At 67.6% G+C, this 15895-nt stretch carries 19 protein-coding genes and 1 other RNA gene; 11 read left to right on the forward strand and 9 right to left on the reverse strand.

Annotated elements, in window-relative coordinates; all coding sequences use genetic code 11:
• Positions 1 to 24: 24 nt before the first annotated feature.
• A complete protein-coding gene (locus GON01_RS05385) occupies positions 25 to 867 on the reverse strand; it encodes a hypothetical protein (RefSeq protein WP_232328665.1) in 843 nt (280 codons plus the stop codon).
• Positions 868 to 1096: 229 nt separating this feature from the next.
• Here GON01_RS05385 and GON01_RS05390 point away from each other — a divergent pair, with 229 nt between their 5' ends.
• The 6 genes from GON01_RS05390 (at position 1097) to GON01_RS05415 (ending at position 6733) form a co-directional block, all read left to right on the forward strand.
• Complete coding sequence (locus GON01_RS05390; protein ID WP_157026314.1) at positions 1097 to 1759, forward strand: energy transducer TonB; 663 nt, start codon at positions 1097 to 1099, stop codon at positions 1757 to 1759.
• Between the two features lie 58 nt (positions 1760 to 1817).
• On the forward strand, positions 1818 to 2660 hold the full coding sequence (locus GON01_RS05395) for a MotA/TolQ/ExbB proton channel family protein (protein WP_157026315.1): 843 nt from the start codon (positions 1818 to 1820) through the stop codon (positions 2658 to 2660).
• Positions 2661 to 2742: 82 nt separating this feature from the next.
• Complete coding sequence (locus GON01_RS05400; protein ID WP_157026316.1) at positions 2743 to 3222, forward strand: ExbD/TolR family protein; 480 nt, start codon at positions 2743 to 2745, stop codon at positions 3220 to 3222.
• A gap of 12 nt (positions 3223 to 3234) precedes the next feature.
• Positions 3235 to 3660: an ExbD/TolR family protein gene (locus GON01_RS05405; protein ID WP_181599911.1), complete on the forward strand. Its 426-nt coding sequence runs from the start codon at positions 3235 to 3237 to the stop codon at positions 3658 to 3660.
• Positions 3661 to 3830: 170 nt separating this feature from the next.
• Positions 3831 to 6380, forward strand: a complete 2550-nt coding sequence (gene hrpB / locus GON01_RS05410) for an ATP-dependent helicase HrpB (RefSeq protein ID WP_181599937.1) — start codon at positions 3831 to 3833, stop codon at positions 6378 to 6380.
• A gap of 71 nt (positions 6381 to 6451) precedes the next feature.
• Positions 6452 to 6733: an NADH dehydrogenase ubiquinone Fe-S protein 4 gene (locus GON01_RS05415; RefSeq protein ID WP_157026317.1), complete on the forward strand. Its 282-nt coding sequence runs from the start codon at positions 6452 to 6454 to the stop codon at positions 6731 to 6733.
• Between the two features lie 28 nt (positions 6734 to 6761).
• Here GON01_RS05415 and GON01_RS05420 read toward each other — a convergent pair whose 3' ends face one another.
• Genes GON01_RS05420 through GON01_RS05435 form a run of 4 tightly spaced genes read right to left on the reverse strand, consistent with a single transcriptional unit; the run spans position 6762 to position 9504 of the window.
• Positions 6762 to 7280, reverse strand: a complete 519-nt coding sequence (locus tag GON01_RS05420) for an NUDIX hydrolase (protein WP_157026318.1) — start codon at positions 7278 to 7280, stop codon at positions 6762 to 6764.
• Positions 7277 to 7942, reverse strand: coding sequence for a TPM domain-containing protein (locus GON01_RS05425; protein WP_157026319.1), 666 nt, complete (start codon positions 7940 to 7942; stop codon positions 7277 to 7279). Before GON01_RS05425 ends, GON01_RS05420 begins: the two co-directional genes overlap by 4 nt.
• Positions 7942 to 8898, reverse strand: coding sequence for a TPM domain-containing protein (locus GON01_RS05430; RefSeq protein WP_157026320.1), 957 nt, complete (start codon positions 8896 to 8898; stop codon positions 7942 to 7944). Before GON01_RS05430 ends, GON01_RS05425 begins: the two co-directional genes overlap by 1 nt.
• A 9-nt stretch (positions 8899 to 8907) precedes the next feature.
• Positions 8908 to 9504: a LemA family protein gene (locus GON01_RS05435; RefSeq protein ID WP_157026321.1), complete on the reverse strand. Its 597-nt coding sequence runs from the start codon at positions 9502 to 9504 to the stop codon at positions 8908 to 8910.
• A 125-nt stretch (positions 9505 to 9629) separates the two neighbouring features.
• On the opposite strand from GON01_RS05435, the gene mscL reads away from it, so the two are divergent.
• The 5 genes from mscL to GON01_RS05460 all read left to right on the forward strand — a co-directional run bounded on the left by mscL (position 9630) and on the right by GON01_RS05460 (position 11828).
• Positions 9630 to 10058, forward strand: coding sequence for a large conductance mechanosensitive channel protein MscL (gene mscL, locus GON01_RS05440; RefSeq protein WP_181599912.1), 429 nt, complete (start codon positions 9630 to 9632; stop codon positions 10056 to 10058).
• Positions 10037 to 10377, forward strand: a transfer-messenger RNA (tmRNA) gene (gene ssrA / locus GON01_RS05445). Before mscL ends, ssrA begins: the two co-directional genes overlap by 22 nt.
• A 183-nt stretch (positions 10378 to 10560) precedes the next feature.
• A complete protein-coding gene (locus GON01_RS05450) occupies positions 10561 to 10854 on the forward strand; it encodes a hypothetical protein (protein WP_157026323.1) in 294 nt (97 codons plus the stop codon).
• A gap of 147 nt (positions 10855 to 11001) precedes the next feature.
• Positions 11002 to 11412 (forward strand): DUF1801 domain-containing protein, encoded by a 411-nt coding sequence (locus GON01_RS05455; RefSeq protein ID WP_232328666.1) that lies wholly within the window; start codon positions 11002 to 11004, stop codon positions 11410 to 11412.
• A gap of 26 nt (positions 11413 to 11438) precedes the next feature.
• Complete coding sequence (locus GON01_RS05460) at positions 11439 to 11828, forward strand: DUF1801 domain-containing protein (RefSeq protein ID WP_309503127.1); 390 nt, start codon at positions 11439 to 11441, stop codon at positions 11826 to 11828.
• Here GON01_RS05460 and GON01_RS05465 read toward each other — a convergent pair.
• The 4 genes from GON01_RS05465 to pnp all read right to left on the reverse strand — a co-directional run bounded on the left by GON01_RS05465 (position 11825) and on the right by pnp (position 15830).
• Entirely contained in the window at positions 11825 to 12667 is an 843-nt protein-coding gene (locus GON01_RS05465) for a sigma-70 family RNA polymerase sigma factor (RefSeq protein ID WP_157026325.1), read from the reverse strand. The two genes, GON01_RS05460 and GON01_RS05465, sit on opposite strands and share 4 nt — an antisense overlap.
• Positions 12664 to 13128, reverse strand: coding sequence for a carboxymuconolactone decarboxylase family protein (locus GON01_RS05470; RefSeq protein WP_157026326.1), 465 nt, complete (start codon positions 13126 to 13128; stop codon positions 12664 to 12666). Before GON01_RS05470 ends, GON01_RS05465 begins: the two co-directional genes overlap by 4 nt.
• 131 nt (positions 13129 to 13259) lie before the next feature.
• The gene (locus GON01_RS05475; protein WP_181599913.1) at positions 13260 to 13415 is read right to left on the reverse strand and encodes a hypothetical protein; all 156 of its coding nucleotides are present in this window, start codon (positions 13413 to 13415) and stop codon (positions 13260 to 13262) included.
• Between the two features lie 66 nt (positions 13416 to 13481).
• Positions 13482 to 15830: a polyribonucleotide nucleotidyltransferase gene (pnp, locus tag GON01_RS05480; protein ID WP_157026328.1), complete on the reverse strand. Its 2349-nt coding sequence runs from the start codon at positions 15828 to 15830 to the stop codon at positions 13482 to 13484.
• Positions 15831 to 15895: the final 65 nt, after the last annotated feature.

Consider the following 15895-nt stretch of genomic DNA (forward strand, 5'->3'; position numbering starts at 1 on the left):
AAGCGACACGCGCGGGCGGTAGCGTTATCGCTTGAGCGGGCTCGTGCGCGTGCAAGGGCCCAGCGCCTCCAGCACGAAGCGATAGTCGTTCCGTGCATCCTGCGCCGATCCGGCGTCCAGGTCGGCTACGGCTTCGGCCGGGAGCTCCCGAGGCAGGCCGCAGGCGAGGCGATACCAGAGCAGGCTGTCCCGAGGCGGCGCCTCGGCGGCTTGGTCGACGATCTCGCCCAGCGCGACCGACCATTGCTTTTCCTGCCCGGGCCGGCTCAGCACGCTGATCGAAATCGGCCGGTGCTCGCGCGTCGACAGGAAGATCTGGGTCTCGCCTTCGCCGGGGATGGTGCCGTCGACATGGAAGGCGCTGGTTATGCCGGTGATCGGCGGGGGTGCGTCGGCGCGGAGCGCTTCGGTCAGGATCGCGCGGACGCGCTGCTCGATGTCGGGCGTCAGCGGCAGCTGCGCGTCGGGCGCGACCAGCTGCAGCTCGCCGGGCTTGCCGGCGACCGGCCGGGCGAGCAGCAGCACTTGCGTGTCCTTCAGCTTCGGCGCCTTGCCTTTCGCGTTCAGCGGCACATCGACCAGATAGCTGACGCTCGGCGGCAGCCCGCCGGCCCCGCGAATCAGTGCGTCCGCGGTCGCCTCGACATACAGCCGCGCGTGCCCCGGAGCGACGCCGGGCGCCCGTTCGGGCTTCAGGCGAATCGTATCCGAAATCGTGGCGATCACGGCAATCGGAGCGATCAGCGCGCGATCGGCGAGGTCGGCATAGCTGTAGCGGGCGGGGGAAGGAGCTGTCTGGGCGCGGCTGTCCACCGCTGTCAGCAGCATGCATGCCGTAGCGGCAATCAGGAGAGGGATACGGTTCATTTCTCGCGCGTTACAGCCTTTCGGACCGGTGCCGCTACTCCAATAATCCCGCTGTGGGACCGTAGGTTCCGCAGCGGCGACAAAGCGTTTGCGTCATGAAAGCGTGAGCGATAAACAGCCGGGCTTCTGCCTGATTGCATAATAACAGGGGCGGATGGATTGCACTGCGGCATCCGGGTCGGCGCTCCCTTCGCTCCGGCCGTGCCGAGAGAGGGAGATTCAATTCTGAATGGCCTACGCTGACAAACAAGGCTTGAACGGCAGCAAGGTCGCGTCGATCGTCATCGTGATCCTGATCCACGCGCTCCTGGGCTACGCGTTCGTGACCGGCCTTGCGTTCAACGTCATCAAGAAGGTCGCGACAGACCTCAAGACGTTCGACGTGCAGGAGGAGCCGCCGCCCCCCGAGGAGCCGCCGCCTCCGCCGCCGCCGGAACAGAAGGTTGAGCCGCCGCCCGTCGTGGTCCCGCCGCCGATCGTGCAGGCGCCCACCGTGCAGGCGCCGGTGATCATCGCGCGCCCGAACCCGCCGCCGGTGTTCGTGCCGTCGCCGCCCGCGCCGCCGCCGCCGCCGCCGCCGCCGGTTCCGACCGTCTCCAAGGCCGCCAACGCCAAGGGCGACCCCAATCGCTGGTTCACGACGGACGACTATCCGCCGCGTGCCCTGCGCGAGGGCGCCGAAGGCTCGGTGCGCATTGCCTGGGACATCAACACCGAAGGTCGTGCCGAAAATTGCCACGTCGTCTCCTCGAGCGGCAATGCCGATCTCGACGAAGCGTCGTGCCGCGTGATCCTGCGCAAGGGCCGCTACAGCCCCGCGCTCGATCAGAACGGCAACCCGATCAAGGTGACGAACCAGCAGCGCACCGTTCGCTGGCAGATTCCAAAGTGATGGCGGTGCTGCGCACGCGCAGCGTCGGATGTCTGAACTATTCTAGAGGATTTAACGCATGATCACTCAAATCGCTTTCCTGCAGGAGGCCGCATCGGCCACCGCCACCGCCGCCAAGGGCGAGAACCCATACGGCCTTCTGCCCGCTCTGCAGCAGGGTGGTCTCATCGCCTGGTCGGTGTTCATCATCCTGGTCGGCATGTCGATCTTCTCCTTCTACATCCTGTTCACCAAGCTGTTCGAGCAGCAGAAGATCATCAACCAGGGCCGCAAGATGCGCTCCGGCTTCTGGAACATGACCAGCCTGCGCGAAGGTGCGAACAAGCTCGAGAAGAATTCGGCCTATCGCCAGATCGTCGACGACGCGCTGGTCGCGCAGGAGCAGCACGCCAAGCTGACCGACCCGGTCGAGGCGCATGACTGGATCCACGGCTCGATCAACCGCAGCCAGGGCCTGATCAACTCGAAGCTGGGCTCGGGCCTGGCGTTCCTCGCCACCGTCGGCGCGACCGCGCCGTTCATCGGCCTGTTCGGTACCGTCATCGGCATCTACCGCGCACTGATCAAGATCGGCCTGGCCGGCCAGGCATCGATCGACGCCGTCGCCGGTCCGGTCGGTGAGGCGCTGATCATGACCGCGCTCGGCCTCGTCGTCGCGGTCCCCGCGGTGCTTGCCTACAACTGGCTGCAGCGCCGCAACAAGGGCATCGCAGAAGACCTCGCGGCCTTCTCGAACGACGTGCTGGGCTACGTCATGTCCGGCGGCAACGTGAAGCCTTCGGCCGTGCGTCCGGCGACTGCGCCGGCGGGTGCGTCGACCAAGCCGGCGACCACCACCGCCAAGCCGGTCACCGGTTCGACGACTGCTGGCCAGACCGGCGGCGTGCCGAACAAGGCGTAAGTTTGGACTGGCGGGCGCTTCCCTTCATAGCGTCCGCCACCCACCGCCGGAGACTTTCGGCGGCAAGACAGGATAGGATCCAATGGCAGTTGCAGTCGGGGGTGACGAAGAGATCCCCATGTCCGACATCAATACGACGCCACTCGTGGACGTCATGCTGGTGTTGCTCATCATCTTCCTGATCGCGGTTCCGGTGGTGGTCCAGACCGTGCAGGTGAAGCTTCCGAACGTTCGCTTCGACCCGACCACCACCAAGCCCGAAAACGTGTCGCTGACCGTGCGCGCCGAACAGGATGGCTCGTGCGGCGTGTATTGGGGCATGACCAGGGTCAATGCCACCGAGTTGCTCAATCGCGCGGTCGCCAAGCTGCGCCGCGAGATCGACCGTCAGGGTGGCGTGAATGCGCCGGGCCTGGAGCTTCCGGAGGCGCACATCCGCGGCGACATCAACACGCCGTACCGCTGCATCGGCGGTGCGATCTACACGATGCAGCTGGCCGGCTTCAGCCGCGTCGGGTTCATTTCCGAACCGCCTCCGGGCGGCGTCGTCGAGCGCATGTAAGGAGTAGTCATCATGGCAATGAGTGGTGGCCAAGACGACGGAATGCCATTTATCGAAATGAACATGACGCCGCTGATCGACGTCTTGCTCGTGCTTCTCATCATGTTCATCATCACGATTCCGATCCAGACCCACGCGGTGAAGATCGATCTGCCGGTCAACAGCGATGTGAACAACCCGCCGCCGATCGATCCGATCAAGAACACGGTCTCGGTCGATCCGGCCGGCACCGTGACTTGGAACGGCTCGCCGATCGACATGGTGACGCTGCGTCTCTACCTAGAGCGTACCCGCGCGATGAGCCCGGAGCCGGAACTGCACGTGCAGCCCGATCCCCAGGCGCGCTATGCGGTGGTGGACAACGTGCTTGCAGTCATCAAGCGCTCGGGCGTGACCAAGATGGGCTTTGTCGGCAACGAGCAGTATCGCGCGTTCTGACCTTCGCCTGATCGACACAAGAGGGCGGGGCCGCAAGGCTCCGCCCTTTTCGCATTTCCGTCATCCCGGGCTTGACCCGGGACCTACCTTTCCTTTGACCGATCGCAACAAGAAGGTAGGCCCCGGCTCAAGCCAGTCCTGAACCTGTCGAAGGAGCCGGGGTGACGATCGTGAACGTTACCAATCTGCCGATCCACGCCGTCCTTCCCGACCTGCTCGCCGCCCTGCGCGCCGGCAGCAGCGCCGTCGTGGTCGCGCCGCCGGGAGCCGGCAAGACCACCGCGATCGCGCCCGCGCTGCTCGATCAGCCCTGGTGCGCCGGCGAGGTGCTGCTGCTGTCCCCCCGCCGGATCGCCGCGCGCGCCGCCGCCGAGCGGATGGCGGAGTTGGCCGGCGAACCGGTCGGCCGCACCTTCGGCTATGCGACGCGTATGGACGCGAAGCGCTCGGCCGCGACGCGGGTTACCGTCCTGACCGAAGGCATTTTCGTCAATCGCATCCAGGCCGACCCGGAGCTCGCCGGGGTCTCGGCCGTGCTGTTCGACGAAGTGCACGAGCGCAGCCTGGACAGCGACTTCGGCTTGGCTCTTGCGCTGGACGCCCAGGCGGCGCTGCGCCCCGACCTGCGGCTGGTCGCGATGTCGGCGACGCTGGACGGCACCCGCTACGCTGAGCTGATGGACGGCGCGCCGGTAGTCGAGAGCGCGGGCCGCTCGTACCCGCTCGATCTCCGCTATCTCGGCCGGTCGCCCGAGCTGCGGATCGAGGATGCGATGGCCTCCGCGATCCGCGGCGCGATCAGGAACGAGGACGGCGGCATCCTTGCTTTCCTGCCCGGCGTTGCGGAGATCGAGCGCACTGCCGAGCGATTGGGTCCGCTCGCGGACAGCATCGTCGTGCACAAGCTTCACGGCCAGATCGATCCTGCCGCCCAGCGGGTCGCGATCGCACCGGCGGGCCCGTGCCAGCGCAAACTGGTGCTCGCCACGTCGATCGCGGAGACGAGCCTGACGCTCGACGGCGTGCGGATTGTCGTCGATTCCGGTCTCGCCCGGCGCCCGCGCTACGATCGCGCGGCGGGGATGACGCGTCTTATGACCGAGCGGGCCAGCCAGGCCGCTGTCACCCAGCGCGCCGGCCGCGCCGCGCGGCAGGGCGCCGGGATCGCCTATCGTCTCTGGGAGGAGGCCGCGACTGCCGGCCTGCCGCGCTTCGACCCGCCCGAGATCCTGGAGGCCGACCTGTCGCCGCTGCTGCTGGCGTCGGCGATCTGGGGCGTCGCCGATCCGCGTGACCTGCGCTGGCTCGACCCGCCGCCGGATGCGGCCATAGCCGAGGCGCGCGCGCGTCTCACCGCGCTCTGCGCGCTGGATGGGGAAGGCCGGCCCACGCCGCACGGTCGTCGCATCGCCGAGCTGCCGATGCCGCCCCGCATCGCGCACATGCTGGTCGAGGCGGATCGGTTGGGCGTGCTGCCGCTCGCCACCGAAGTCGCTGTGCTCCTCTCCGAACGCGGCCTCGGCGGCAGTGGCGCGGACCTGGAACTCCGCCTCCAGCGCTGGCGCGGCGATCACGGCAAGCGCGCCGACGCGGGCAGGGCGCTGGCGAAAAGGTGGGGTCGGCTGGTCTCGCCCCTCTCTGCAAAGGAGGGGCAGGGGGCGGGTGTCGCCGAAGGCGAGCAAGCCACAAGGCCAGCAAGCGCTCGCTACCGCTCGCCGCCCACCCCTAACCCCTCCCTTGCAGGGAGGGGGATTGGCGCCGCCGTCGCGCTCGCTTTCCCCGATCGCGTCTCCCGCCGCCGCTCCGGCGACGGCGCCGACTGGATCAGCGTTGGCGGCCGCGGTTTCCGGCTCGACCCGGTCTCGCCGCTCGCGGGCGCGGAGTGGCTGGCGGTGGCGGAAGTGCAGGGCGCCGCATCCGGCGCTCGCATCCTGTCGGCGGCTCCGCTCGATCCGGCCGAGATCGAATCCCTGTTCCCCGGCCCGATCGAGACGGTCCGTCAGGTCCGTTTCGACCGCGCCACCGGGGCCGTCGCCGCAACGCGCGAGCGGCGCCTCGGAGCTATCCGCCTGTCGTCCGGCCCCGACGCCGACGCCGACCCGGCGGAGATCGCGACGGCGCTGCTGGAGGGGGTGCGCAGTCATGGCGTCGCCTTGCTGCCCTGGCCAGCATCCACCCAGGTCTTCCGCAAGCGCGCTGCCTTCGCCGGCGTCGATCTGAGCGACGAGGCGCTGCTTGCCAGCCTTGACGAGTGGCTGCCGCCGCTGCTCGCCGGCAAGCGCCGGCTCGACGCGATCGCCCCCGGCGAGCTCGTCCAGGCGCTCGAAACGCTGATCGGCTGGGACGCCAAGCGCAGGATCGACCAGCTGGCGCCGTCGCATTTCACCTCGCCCGCCGGAAGCACCCACGCGATCGACTATGGCGCGGAGGCCGGCCCGACTGTCGAGCTGCGCGTCCAGGCGTTGTTCGGCCTGGCGGAGCATCCGGCAGTCGGCCGCGACCGCCTGCCGCTGGTGCTGAGCCTCACCTCGCCCGCCGGCCGCCCGATCCAGACCACGCGCGACCTGCCCGGCTTCTGGCGCGGCAGCTGGGCCGACGTCGCCAGGGAAATGCGCGGCCGCTATCCCAAGCATCCCTGGCCCGACGATCCGGCCAGCGCCGCCCCGACGCTCAGGACAAAAGCCGCGGATGCAAGGCGATCTTCGTCACCCCAGGCTTGACCCGAGGGCCGCCTTATCCTTGAGAAGCGAAGGATGGATGCCGGATAGGTCCGGCATGACGAGGAATAGACATGCCCCAGGCCCGCATCTTCCAGCGCCCCAAGAACGCCACTCAGTCCGGGCGCGCCCGCACCGACGAATGGGTGCTCGAATTCCTGTCGCGCGAGAAAGTGCCCGTCGACCCGCTGACCGGCTGGAACGGCCAGGCCGACACCCAGGCGCAGGTCAAGGTGGTGTTCCCGACGCTCGCCGCCGCCCAGGCCTATGCCGACAGGCGCGGCGTGTCATACCACGTGGTCCCCGCGCCGCAGCCCAAGCTGAAGCTCCAGGCCTACGCCGATAATTTCCGCTGATTCCTGATCCTCTCCGCCGCTGACGTCGTCAGGCGAGGATTGAGCTCGCCAGCAGCAACAGCATCTTCACATCGACGAAGCGCCCTTCGGCTCGCTTGCGCGCGACGAAGGCGGGCACGTCCCCGACCGGCACGCGGTGCACGGTGATTCCCTCATGCGCCTCGCCGCCGCCTTCGCCGACCTCGGTCAGCCCGTGCGCCTTCACCAGCGTGAAGGTTTCCGAAACCATGCCGGGTGACGACGCGAAGCGGCCGATCACCTCGATCCTGTCCGCGCGGTAGCCGGTCTCTTCCTCCAGCTCGCGGGCGGCGGAGGCTTCGACCGTCTCCCCTTTGTCGATGTCGCCGACCAGGCCGGCCGGAAGCTCGATACAGGGGCCGCCCAGCGGCACGCGGTTCTGCTCGACCAGCAGGACATGGCCTTCGTGGATGGCGATGATCACCGCCGCGTGGATGTTGTTGGCGCGGCCCACGAACTCCCAGCGGCCCTTGCGCTTCGCCTCGATATACTTGCCCGCCCAGACGGTCTCGACCGGTTCGCCTGTCATAGCTGGATCAAGCGGTCGGGCAGCTCGTTCGGGTCGGTGCCGGTGTGGGGGAAGTGCCCCGCCAGCACGTCGCCGATCTTGGCAACGGCGGCGGCGATGCCCTGGCCGGGCTGCCCGGCGCGCACGCCGTCCAGCAGCGCGACCATCGCCTCGCCCCATTCCTCGCCGCCGATCTTCGACTGGATGCTCTGGTCTGCGACGATCTCGGCCCGCCGCTCGGCCAGGCTCAGATAGACGAGCACGCCGGTGCGCGTCGCGGTCCGCCGTTCGGTGCCGACCTGGAACAGCATGATCGCCCGCCGCCGCACCCGCCGGGCCTTGGTTGCGTCGGGCGTCAGCGCCAGCTTGACGCGGGGGATGCGGAAGATAAGCCAGCCGACGATAAAGGCGCCCGCCGTCTTCAGCAGCAGATAGGTCACCATCAGCCGCAGCGACGGCTCCGCCGCCCAGGGTTCGATCAGCGTCATCACCCAGCGCAGCGTCCCCGGGAAAGTCGCGAACCAGGCGAGCGGCAGCAGCGCCAGCAGCAGCGCCCAGTGCAGCGTCACGTCCGCATAGCTGTCCGATTCCGGCGCGATGACCGCCGAGATTTCGCCGTCGGTGCGCGCTTCCGCGCCCCGGATGGCGTCCGCGACCAGCGCATGATCCTCAGCCGTCAGCATCACCAGCTCCCCGAGGCGCCGCCGCCCCCGAACGACCCGCCGCCGCCGGAGAAGCCGCCGCCACCGCCGCCCCAGCCACCACCGCCACCCCAGCCACCGCCACCGCGGCCGCTGCGCGCCGCGCTTTCGGCGATCTCGCTCGCGACCCAGAGCCAGACCGGCCAGTTGCTGCCCCGGCGATAGCGCCGCGCGCCCCAGGGGCCGGCGCGCCGCCCGCGGCCGCGCCGCATCGACGCGAACACGAACACGGCGACGATGATCCAGAAGATCAGCCCGACCGGGAAGCCTCCGCCGCTGCTGCTGTGGGAGCGCTGCTCCTTCTGCCCCTGCTCCAGCACCTGCTGCTGGCGCGCCTGGGCCTGGTCCTCGGGCAATTGCAGCTGGGCGAGCAGCGCGTCGACGCCCGCCTCGATGCCGCCGGGGAAATCGCCGGCCTTGAAGCGCGGCAGGATCTGATCCTGGATGATCATCGAGGACAGCGCATCGGTTACATAGGGCTCCAGCCCATAGCCGACCTCGATCCTGACCTTCCGCTCGTTGGGCGCGACGATCAGGATAATGCCATTATTCTCGCCTTTCTGCCCGATCTTCCAGGCACGGCCGAGCTGATAGCCGTAATCCTCGATCTCATAGCCTTGCAGGCCGGGCAGCGTCGCCACGACCAGCTGCCGCCCGGTCGATTTCTCCAGCGCTTCCAGCTTGGCGGACAGCGCTGCTTCCTCCGCCGGGCTCAGCAGGTTGGCGTCGTCGACAACGCGACCCGTGAGCGGCGGAAAGGTCTGGGCAAGCGCGGGTGCGGCGAACAGGACCAGGACGACGCACAAAGCCCATAGCCACAGCGCCACGCCCCAATGCCGGCTGGCCTGAGCCTGTCGAAGGCCTCCCTTCTGCTTCGAGAGCTGGAAGAAAGAGGGAAAGGGCTTCGACAGGCTCAGCCCAGCCGGTGCTGGAAACATGGTGTGGTCTTACTTCCCGAAATCGACCGTCGGCGCGGTGTCCGCGTTTGGCGTGGTCGCCTGGTACGGCACCAGCGGCTTGGCGCCGTGGACCAGCTTCGCCCCGATCATGTCAGGGAAGGTGCGGATGCGCGTGTTATAGTCGCGCACCGCCTCGTTATAGTCGCGGATCGCGATGTTGATCCGGTTCTCGGTGCCTTCCAGCTGGCTCATCAGCGTCTGGAAATTGGCCTGGCTCTGCAGCTGCGGATATTGCTCCTGCAGCCGCTGCAGCGGGATGATGCTGGCCGACAGCCGCGCCTGCGCCTCGTTGAAGCGGGCCATCGCCGCGGGGTCGCTCAACTGCTCGGGGGAGACGTTGATGCGGGTCGCGTTCGCCCGCGCCTCGGTCACGTCGGACAGGATCTTGCCCTCCGACGCCGCCGCGCCCTTGGCGGTCGCGACCAGGTTCGGGATCAGGTTCGCGCGGCGCTGATAGGCGGCCTGCACGTCGGCCCATTTGGCCTTCGCGACTTCCTCCGACGCCGGCACCGAGTTGATGCCGCAGGCGGAGACCGACACCGCGACCACGGGCGCGGCAAAGGCAGCGAACAGGCGAGAATTCATGGATGTCCTCCAGGTGTATTGCGCGGGGAATACAGCAGCGTCCGCCATCGCGCAATCGGCCTTGCTTTCACGGCCGTAACGATGGAGCCTCATCGCGCGTTCCGCGCAAATGGGGAGGGAAAGCCGTGTTCAAGGGATTTCGGGAGTTCATCGCCAGGGGCAATGTGCTGGACCTGGCAGTCGCCGTGATCATCGGCGCCGCGTTCGCCACCATCACGACGTCGCTCACGGAGGACATCATCATGCCGCTGATCAGCGCGATCACCGGCGGGATCGATTTCTCCAACAAGTTCCTGCTGCTCGGCAGCGTGCCCGCGGGCTATGCCGGATCGCCGACCGACTATGAGGCGCTGAAGAAGGCCGGGGCGGTGGTTTTGGGCTGGGGCAAGTTCGTGACCACGGTCATCAATTTCCTGATCCTGGCATTCATCATCTACCAGCTGGTCCGCGCCGCCACGCGCGTGCAACTCCGCAAGGACGCGGAGCCCGCCGCCACCCCTGAAGAGGTCGTCTTGCTGCGTGAGATCAGGGACTCGTTGAAGACGCGCGCCTGAACGCCTATATCGGTCGTGCCGGCTCGTCCGGCTATGGCGATAAATCGCGGCGTGTGAGTATGCACAGCGGACCCGGGGGCAGTACCCGGCGGCTCCACCAGAAGCCCGTTTAGGCGGGCTCCTGACGGGGCCGAACCAGGATCGACGTGTGTTGAAAGGCGCAGCTTTCGCTCGGAATGGGACCACCGTGACGGCCCATCACACAAGTGCCAACGACAACGAGGCGCTCGCGATTGCGGCCTAACCCAAGACCTCACGGTCTAGGTTAGTTCCGACAAAAGCGCGGTCCGGGCCGCACCGGGCAACAGAAGCGGATTCCAGCGGCCGCCAGGGGGGCCGGGCAACAGAACCCCCTGGACCTTCCCTGCAAAAGCGCGAAGCGCCGGCAGCGGAAGCGCCCCACTTCACCCCACATTCGGAACGAACCCAGCGGCTTGCGCGCTGACACGTCCGGCCGGATCGGATGGAGGCTCGCATGCGAAAAATGGCGGTAGGAGGGGCGGTGCTGCTGTTGCTGGCGGCGTGTGGCGGCAGCGGCAAGGACCGGATCGCGCAGCGCGTGGAGGACGATGCCGAAAACCGCGCCGCCGCGATGGAGCAGGCCAGCGAGACCATGACCAATGCGCTGCGCGCCAACGCCACTCAGCAGCAGGCCAACATCGTCCGCAGCGCCGGGGAGGACCGCGCCGAGGCGATCCGCGAGTCGGACCTGGACGCCGGCGCGCTTACCCAGCAGCAGAAGAACGCGATCGTCGCCGGCCGCTCGACGGGAACACAGACGCCTCGGCCGCGTTGATAGCGGGTCACTCGCCAGAAGAGACGAAATCCCGAAGTCTTTCGGGTCGCACGGCCGGCGCTCCAACAGGGGCGCCGGCCATTTCGTTGCGAGCAGACCCACAATCGCATAACTGTGGCTTTGGCAGGGCGACGAATGGGGGTGCGAATGACCGGGAAGCCGAAGCTCCTCGCCGGCGGCAATCCCCAGATTCCTAAGGGTGACGGCGACGCGCCGGTTCAGGCCTATATCGCGGCGATGCCCGGCTGGAAGCGGGAGGTCGGACGGCGGCTGGACGTGCTGGTCGAGCGCGTCGTTCCCGGCGTGCGCAAGGCTGTCCGATGGAATTCGCCCTTCTACGGAATGGAGGGGCAGGGATGGTTTCTCGCCGTCCATTGCTTCACCCGCTACGTGAAGCTGAGTTTCTTTCGCGGCGCGTCGCTGCGTCCCGTCCCGCCAGTCGCGTCGAAGGACGACAAGGTGCGCTACGTCCACATCCACGAGGACGAGGACATCAACGAGGCGCAGCTCGCGGACTGGATCAAACAGGCATCGGAGTTGCCCGGCTGGACGCCCTAACCCCGGCGCATATCTGGAGAATATCTGTGACGAAGGTGGAATCTGCCAACGCCAAATCCCCGCCCGAACTGATTGACGCCCGCATCGCGGAGCTGGGCGACTGGCGCGGCGAGATGCTCGGGCGCATCCGCGCGCTGATCAAGGCCGCCGATCCCGACATCGTCGAGGAATGGAAGTGGCGCGGCGTGCCGACCTGGTATCATGGCGGCATCGTCTGCACCGGCGAGACCTACAAGAGCGTCGTCAAGACCACGTTCGCCAAGGGCGCCAGCCTCGACGATCCGAAAGGGCTGTTCAACGCCAGCCTGGAAGGTAACACCCGCCGCGCGATCGACTTTCGCGACGGCGATGCAATCGACGAGGACGCGTTCAAGGCGCTGATCCGGGCGGCGGTGGCGCTGAACACCCGCGCCTAGTGAAGGTGCCGCAGCTTGTCCGGGTTGCGCATTACATAGATCGCCGTCACTTTGCCGTCCTCGATCTGCAGCGCGGTCGTTTGCAGCTCGCCATCGGCCTCGCGCGTGACGAAGCCGGGCAGGCCGTTGACCATCGCGGTGCGCAGCAGCGTCGACGGATATTTGCGGCAGAGCACGCCGAGCGCCTTGTGCAGCTTCATCACATGGTCGAAACCGAGGATGACCTGCGGCGCCGCCGGCCGCTTGCCGCCGCCGTCCGAATGGACGCTGACATCGGCGGCGAGCAGCGCCCCCAGCGCGCTCATGTCGCCGCTCCTCGATGCCGTGAAAAAGGCATGGGCGATCTCCAGCCCGCGCCGTTTCTCGACCTGGAAGCGCGGCCGCGCCTCGCGCACATGGGCGCGCGCCCGCGCCGCGAGCTGCCGGCAGGCGGCGGCGTCGCGGCCGATCGTGCCGGCGATCTCGTCAAAGCCGACGCCGAACACGTCGTGCAGCAGGAACGCCGCGCGCTCCAGCGGCGACAGCCGTTCCAGCGCCAGCATCAGCGGCAGCGTCACGTCCTCGTCTGCTTCCTCCTCGACCACCGGCTCGGGCAGCCACGGGCCGATATAGGTCTCGCGCCGGTGCTGTGCCGATTTCAGCTGGTCCAGGCACAGCCGCGTGACGGTGCGGCGCAGATACGCTTCCGGCTCACGCACGCCGGCGCGATCGGCGCTCATCCAGCGGATGAACGCCTCCTGCACCACGTCCTCGGCGTCGGCGACGGACCCCAGCATCCGGTAGGCGACGCGGGTCAGCCGCGGCCGCAGCGGATCGAAGCTTGCCGCCGCGTCGCTCATGCGGCTGCCTTGCCGGTGCTGGCCGCGGGATCGTACCAGAGCCCGAAGCCCACCGCGATCCGGTTCCAGCCGTTGATCACGTTGATCATCAGCGTCAGCTTCACCTGCTCCTCCTCGGTGAACCAGGCCTTCAGCGCGTCATAGGCCGCTTCGTGGCTACGCCCCTGCGACAGCGTCGTCAGCGCTTCGGTCCAGGCCAAAGCCGCGCGCTCGCGGTCGGTATAGCAGGGCGCCTCCCGCCAGGCGGACAGCAGATAGATGCGCTGTTCCGTCTCGCCCTTCGCCCGCGCGTCGATCGTGTGCATGTTGATGCAATTGGCGCAGCCGTTGATCTGGGACGACCTGATCTTGACCAACTCGATCAGGCTGGCCTCCAGGCTGGTCTCGGCGGCCATCGACAGGCCCATCCAGCTTTTCATCAGCTGCGGCGCGGCGGCGAAGGGATCGAGCTTGGCAGTCATCGGAACGTCTCCTCATTGGGGGTTCCATGTTATGACGAGCCAGCCTCGCGCAATGTGACATGCGTGGCGAAAAATTCCGCGCGACCATAGGCTATCCGGGACTCACCCTCGTCGGCGCCTTGTTATGCCCTTCATCCCTCGCCGCTGTCGCGGTTGCGCTTCATAATGCCGCGGACGGTTTTCGCGCGTGCGTCGCTCGCTTCCTTGGCGTTGTCGCCGTCGGAATTCCGTCCGCCGGTTTTCTTGCCGGGCCTGGTTGTTTCCTTGCCCTTGCGCTCGGTTGCCATGACGGCTGAACGAAAATGGGCCCCGCAGTTTCCCGCGACGCCCATCTTTCGTTTCCGGGTTCGAGCTTACTCGTCGCCGCCCTTCAGGAAGGCCGGCGCGAACTCGGGCTCGGGGCCTTCGTCGCGCCCGCCTTCGCCGCGGTCGCGGCGGGGGCGATCGCCCCGGTCGCCACGATCGCCGCGCGGGCCGCGATCGCGGTCGCCGTCGCGGCGGGGGCCGCGGCCGCGGTCGCCGTCACGGCGCGGGCCACGATCGCCACGATCGCCGCGCGGGCCACGTTCGCGATCGCCGCCCTCGCGCGTCGGCCGCGTGTCTTCCAGTTCGGCGCCGGTTTCCTGGTCGACGACGCGCATCGACAGGCGGACCTTGCCGCGGCCGTCGATCTCCAGCACCTTGACCTTCACTTCCTGGCCCTCGGACAGGACGTCGGACACGTTCTGGACGCGCTCGTTCTTGATCTCGGACACGTGCACCAGCCCGTCGCGGCCGCCCATGAAGTTCACGAACGCGCCGAAATCGACGATGTTGACCACCTTGCCGGTGTAGATCTTGCCGACTTCCGGTTCTTCGACGATGCCGAGAATCCACTTCTTGGCGGCGTCGATCTGCGACAGGTCGGACGAGCTGATCTTGATCACGCCTTCGTCGTCAATGTCGACCTTGGCGCCGGTGGTGGCGACGATCTCGCGGATCACCTTGCCGCCGGTGCCGATCACGTCGCGGATCTTCGACTTGTCGATCGTGATCGTCTCGATCCTGGGCGCATGCGCCGACAGCTCGGACCGGGTCTCGCCCAGCGCCTTGTTCATCTCGCCGAGGATGTGGGCGCGGCCTTCCTTCGCCTGGGCGAGGGCGGTGCGCATGATCTCCTCGGTGATGCCGGCGATCTTGATGTCCATCTGCAGGGACGTGATGCCCTCGCTGGTGCCGGCGACCTTGAAGTCCATGTCGCCCAGATGGTCCTCGTCACCCAGGATGTCGGACAGGACGGCGAAGTCCTTGCCTTCCAGGATCAGGCCCATCGCGATGCCGCTGACCGGGCGCTTGATCGGCACGCCCGCATCCATCAGCGCGAGCGAACCGCCGCACACGGTCGCCATCGACGACGAGCCGTTGGACTCGGTGATGTCGCTGGTGATGCGGATCGTGTAGGGGAACTCCTCCTTGGTCGGCAGCACCGCGTGCAGCGCCCGCCAGGCGAGTTTGCCGTGGCCGATGTCCCGCCGGCTCGGCGCGCCGAAGCGGCCCACTTCGCCGACCGAATAGGGCGGGAAGTTATAGTGCAGCATGAAATGCTGGTAGCTGAGCCCGTTCAGCCCATCGATCATCTGCTCGGCGTCCTTGGTGCCCAGCGTGCAGGTGGCGATGGTCTGGGTCTCGCCGCGGGTGAACAGCGCCGAGCCGTGGGCGCGGGGCAGGAAGTGCGCCTCGGCCTCGATCGGGCGGACCTGGGTGGTCGAGCGGCCGTCGATGCGGCGGCCGTCCTTCAGGATCGCGGTGCGGACGATTTCCGCCTCCAGCTTCTTGACCAGCTTGATCGCGACCATCTGCTCCTGGGGCGTCTTGTCGGCCATCGCCGCCTTCGCCTTGTCGCGGGCGGCGTCGAGCTGCTCGCGGCGGCTGCCCTTCGACAGCGTCGCATAGGCCTTGGCGATGTCGTCGCCGATCAGCTTCTTCAGCTCGGCCTTCATCGCCGCCTTGTCGTCGGCTTCGGCGAGCTCCCACGGGTCCTTCGCCGCCTGCTCGGCCAGGTCGATGATCGCGTCGATCACCTGCTGCGAAGCCTTGTGCGCGAACATCACCGCGCCCAGCATCACGTCTTCCGAAAGCTCCTTGGCTTCGGATTCGACCATCATCACCGCATCGTGGGTGGCGGCGACGACCAGGTCGAGCTCGCCTTCCGCGATCTCGGCGTCGGTCGGGTTCAGCTGATATTCGCCGTCCTTGTAGCCGACGCGCGCGGCGCCGATCGGGCCCATGAACGGCACGCCCGACAGGGTCAGCGCGGCCGAGGCGGCGATCATCGCCAAAATGTCGGGCTCGTTCTCACCGTCATAGGAGAGCACCTGCGCGATGCAGTTGATCTCGTTGTAGAAGCCTTCCGGGAACAGCGGCCGGATCGGCCGGTCGATGAGGCGGCTGACGAGCGTCTCGCGCTCGGTGGCACCGCGCTCGCGCTTGAAGAAGCCGCCCGGGATGCGCCCGGCGGCCGAGAATTTTTCCTGGTAGTGGACGGTCAGCGGGAAGAAGTCCTGCCCTTCCTTGACCGACTTGGCGGCCGTGACCGCGCAGAGGACAACGGTTTCGCCGAGGGTCGCGATCACCGCGCCGTCGGCCTGACGGGCAACCTTGCCCGTTTCGAGTGACAGGGTTTTTCCGCCCCACTCGATCGATACTTTCTTTGCGTCGAACATTTGGTTTCCTTCATCCGCGGGACCTTCCCGCGGGGCCTGTGATGAGCCTGGATTGGCTCAGCCGA

The sequence above is a fragment of the Sphingomonas horti genome, assembly GCF_009753715.1.
Lineage (GTDB): Bacteria > Pseudomonadota > Alphaproteobacteria > Sphingomonadales > Sphingomonadaceae > Sphingomonas_B > Sphingomonas_B horti.

What these genes read in the sequence shown, in the direction of transcription:
- GON01_RS05385 (WP_232328665.1), bottom strand. Translation starts at nt 867, where the DNA reads ATGAACCGTATCCCTCTCCTGATTGCCGCTACGGCATGCATGCTGCTG.
- GON01_RS05390 (WP_157026314.1), top strand. Translation starts at nt 1,097, where the DNA reads ATGGCCTACGCTGACAAACAAGGCTTGAACGGCAGCAAGGTCGCGTCG.
- GON01_RS05395 (WP_157026315.1), top strand. Translation starts at nt 1,818, where the DNA reads ATGATCACTCAAATCGCTTTCCTGCAGGAGGCCGCATCGGCCACCGCC.
- GON01_RS05400 (WP_157026316.1), top strand. Translation starts at nt 2,743, where the DNA reads ATGGCAGTTGCAGTCGGGGGTGACGAAGAGATCCCCATGTCCGACATC.
- GON01_RS05405 (WP_181599911.1), top strand. Translation starts at nt 3,235, where the DNA reads ATGGCAATGAGTGGTGGCCAAGACGACGGAATGCCATTTATCGAAATG.
- GON01_RS05415 (WP_157026317.1), top strand. Translation starts at nt 6,452, where the DNA reads ATGCCCCAGGCCCGCATCTTCCAGCGCCCCAAGAACGCCACTCAGTCC.
- GON01_RS05420 (WP_157026318.1), bottom strand. Translation starts at nt 7,280, where the DNA reads ATGACAGGCGAACCGGTCGAGACCGTCTGGGCGGGCAAGTATATCGAG.
- GON01_RS05425 (WP_157026319.1), bottom strand. Translation starts at nt 7,942, where the DNA reads ATGCTGACGGCTGAGGATCATGCGCTGGTCGCGGACGCCATCCGGGGC.
- GON01_RS05430 (WP_157026320.1), bottom strand. Translation starts at nt 8,898, where the DNA reads ATGTTTCCAGCACCGGCTGGGCTGAGCCTGTCGAAGCCCTTTCCCTCT.
- GON01_RS05435 (WP_157026321.1), bottom strand. Translation starts at nt 9,504, where the DNA reads ATGAATTCTCGCCTGTTCGCTGCCTTTGCCGCGCCCGTGGTCGCGGTG.
- GON01_RS05455 (WP_232328666.1), top strand. Translation starts at nt 11,002, where the DNA reads ATGACCGGGAAGCCGAAGCTCCTCGCCGGCGGCAATCCCCAGATTCCT.
- GON01_RS05465 (WP_157026325.1), bottom strand. Translation starts at nt 12,667, where the DNA reads ATGAGCGACGCGGCGGCAAGCTTCGATCCGCTGCGGCCGCGGCTGACC.
- GON01_RS05470 (WP_157026326.1), bottom strand. Translation starts at nt 13,128, where the DNA reads ATGACTGCCAAGCTCGATCCCTTCGCCGCCGCGCCGCAGCTGATGAAA.
- GON01_RS05475 (WP_181599913.1), bottom strand. Translation starts at nt 13,415, where the DNA reads ATGGCAACCGAGCGCAAGGGCAAGGAAACAACCAGGCCCGGCAAGAAA.
- pnp (WP_157026328.1), bottom strand. Translation starts at nt 15,830, where the DNA reads ATGTTCGACGCAAAGAAAGTATCGATCGAGTGGGGCGGAAAAACCCTG.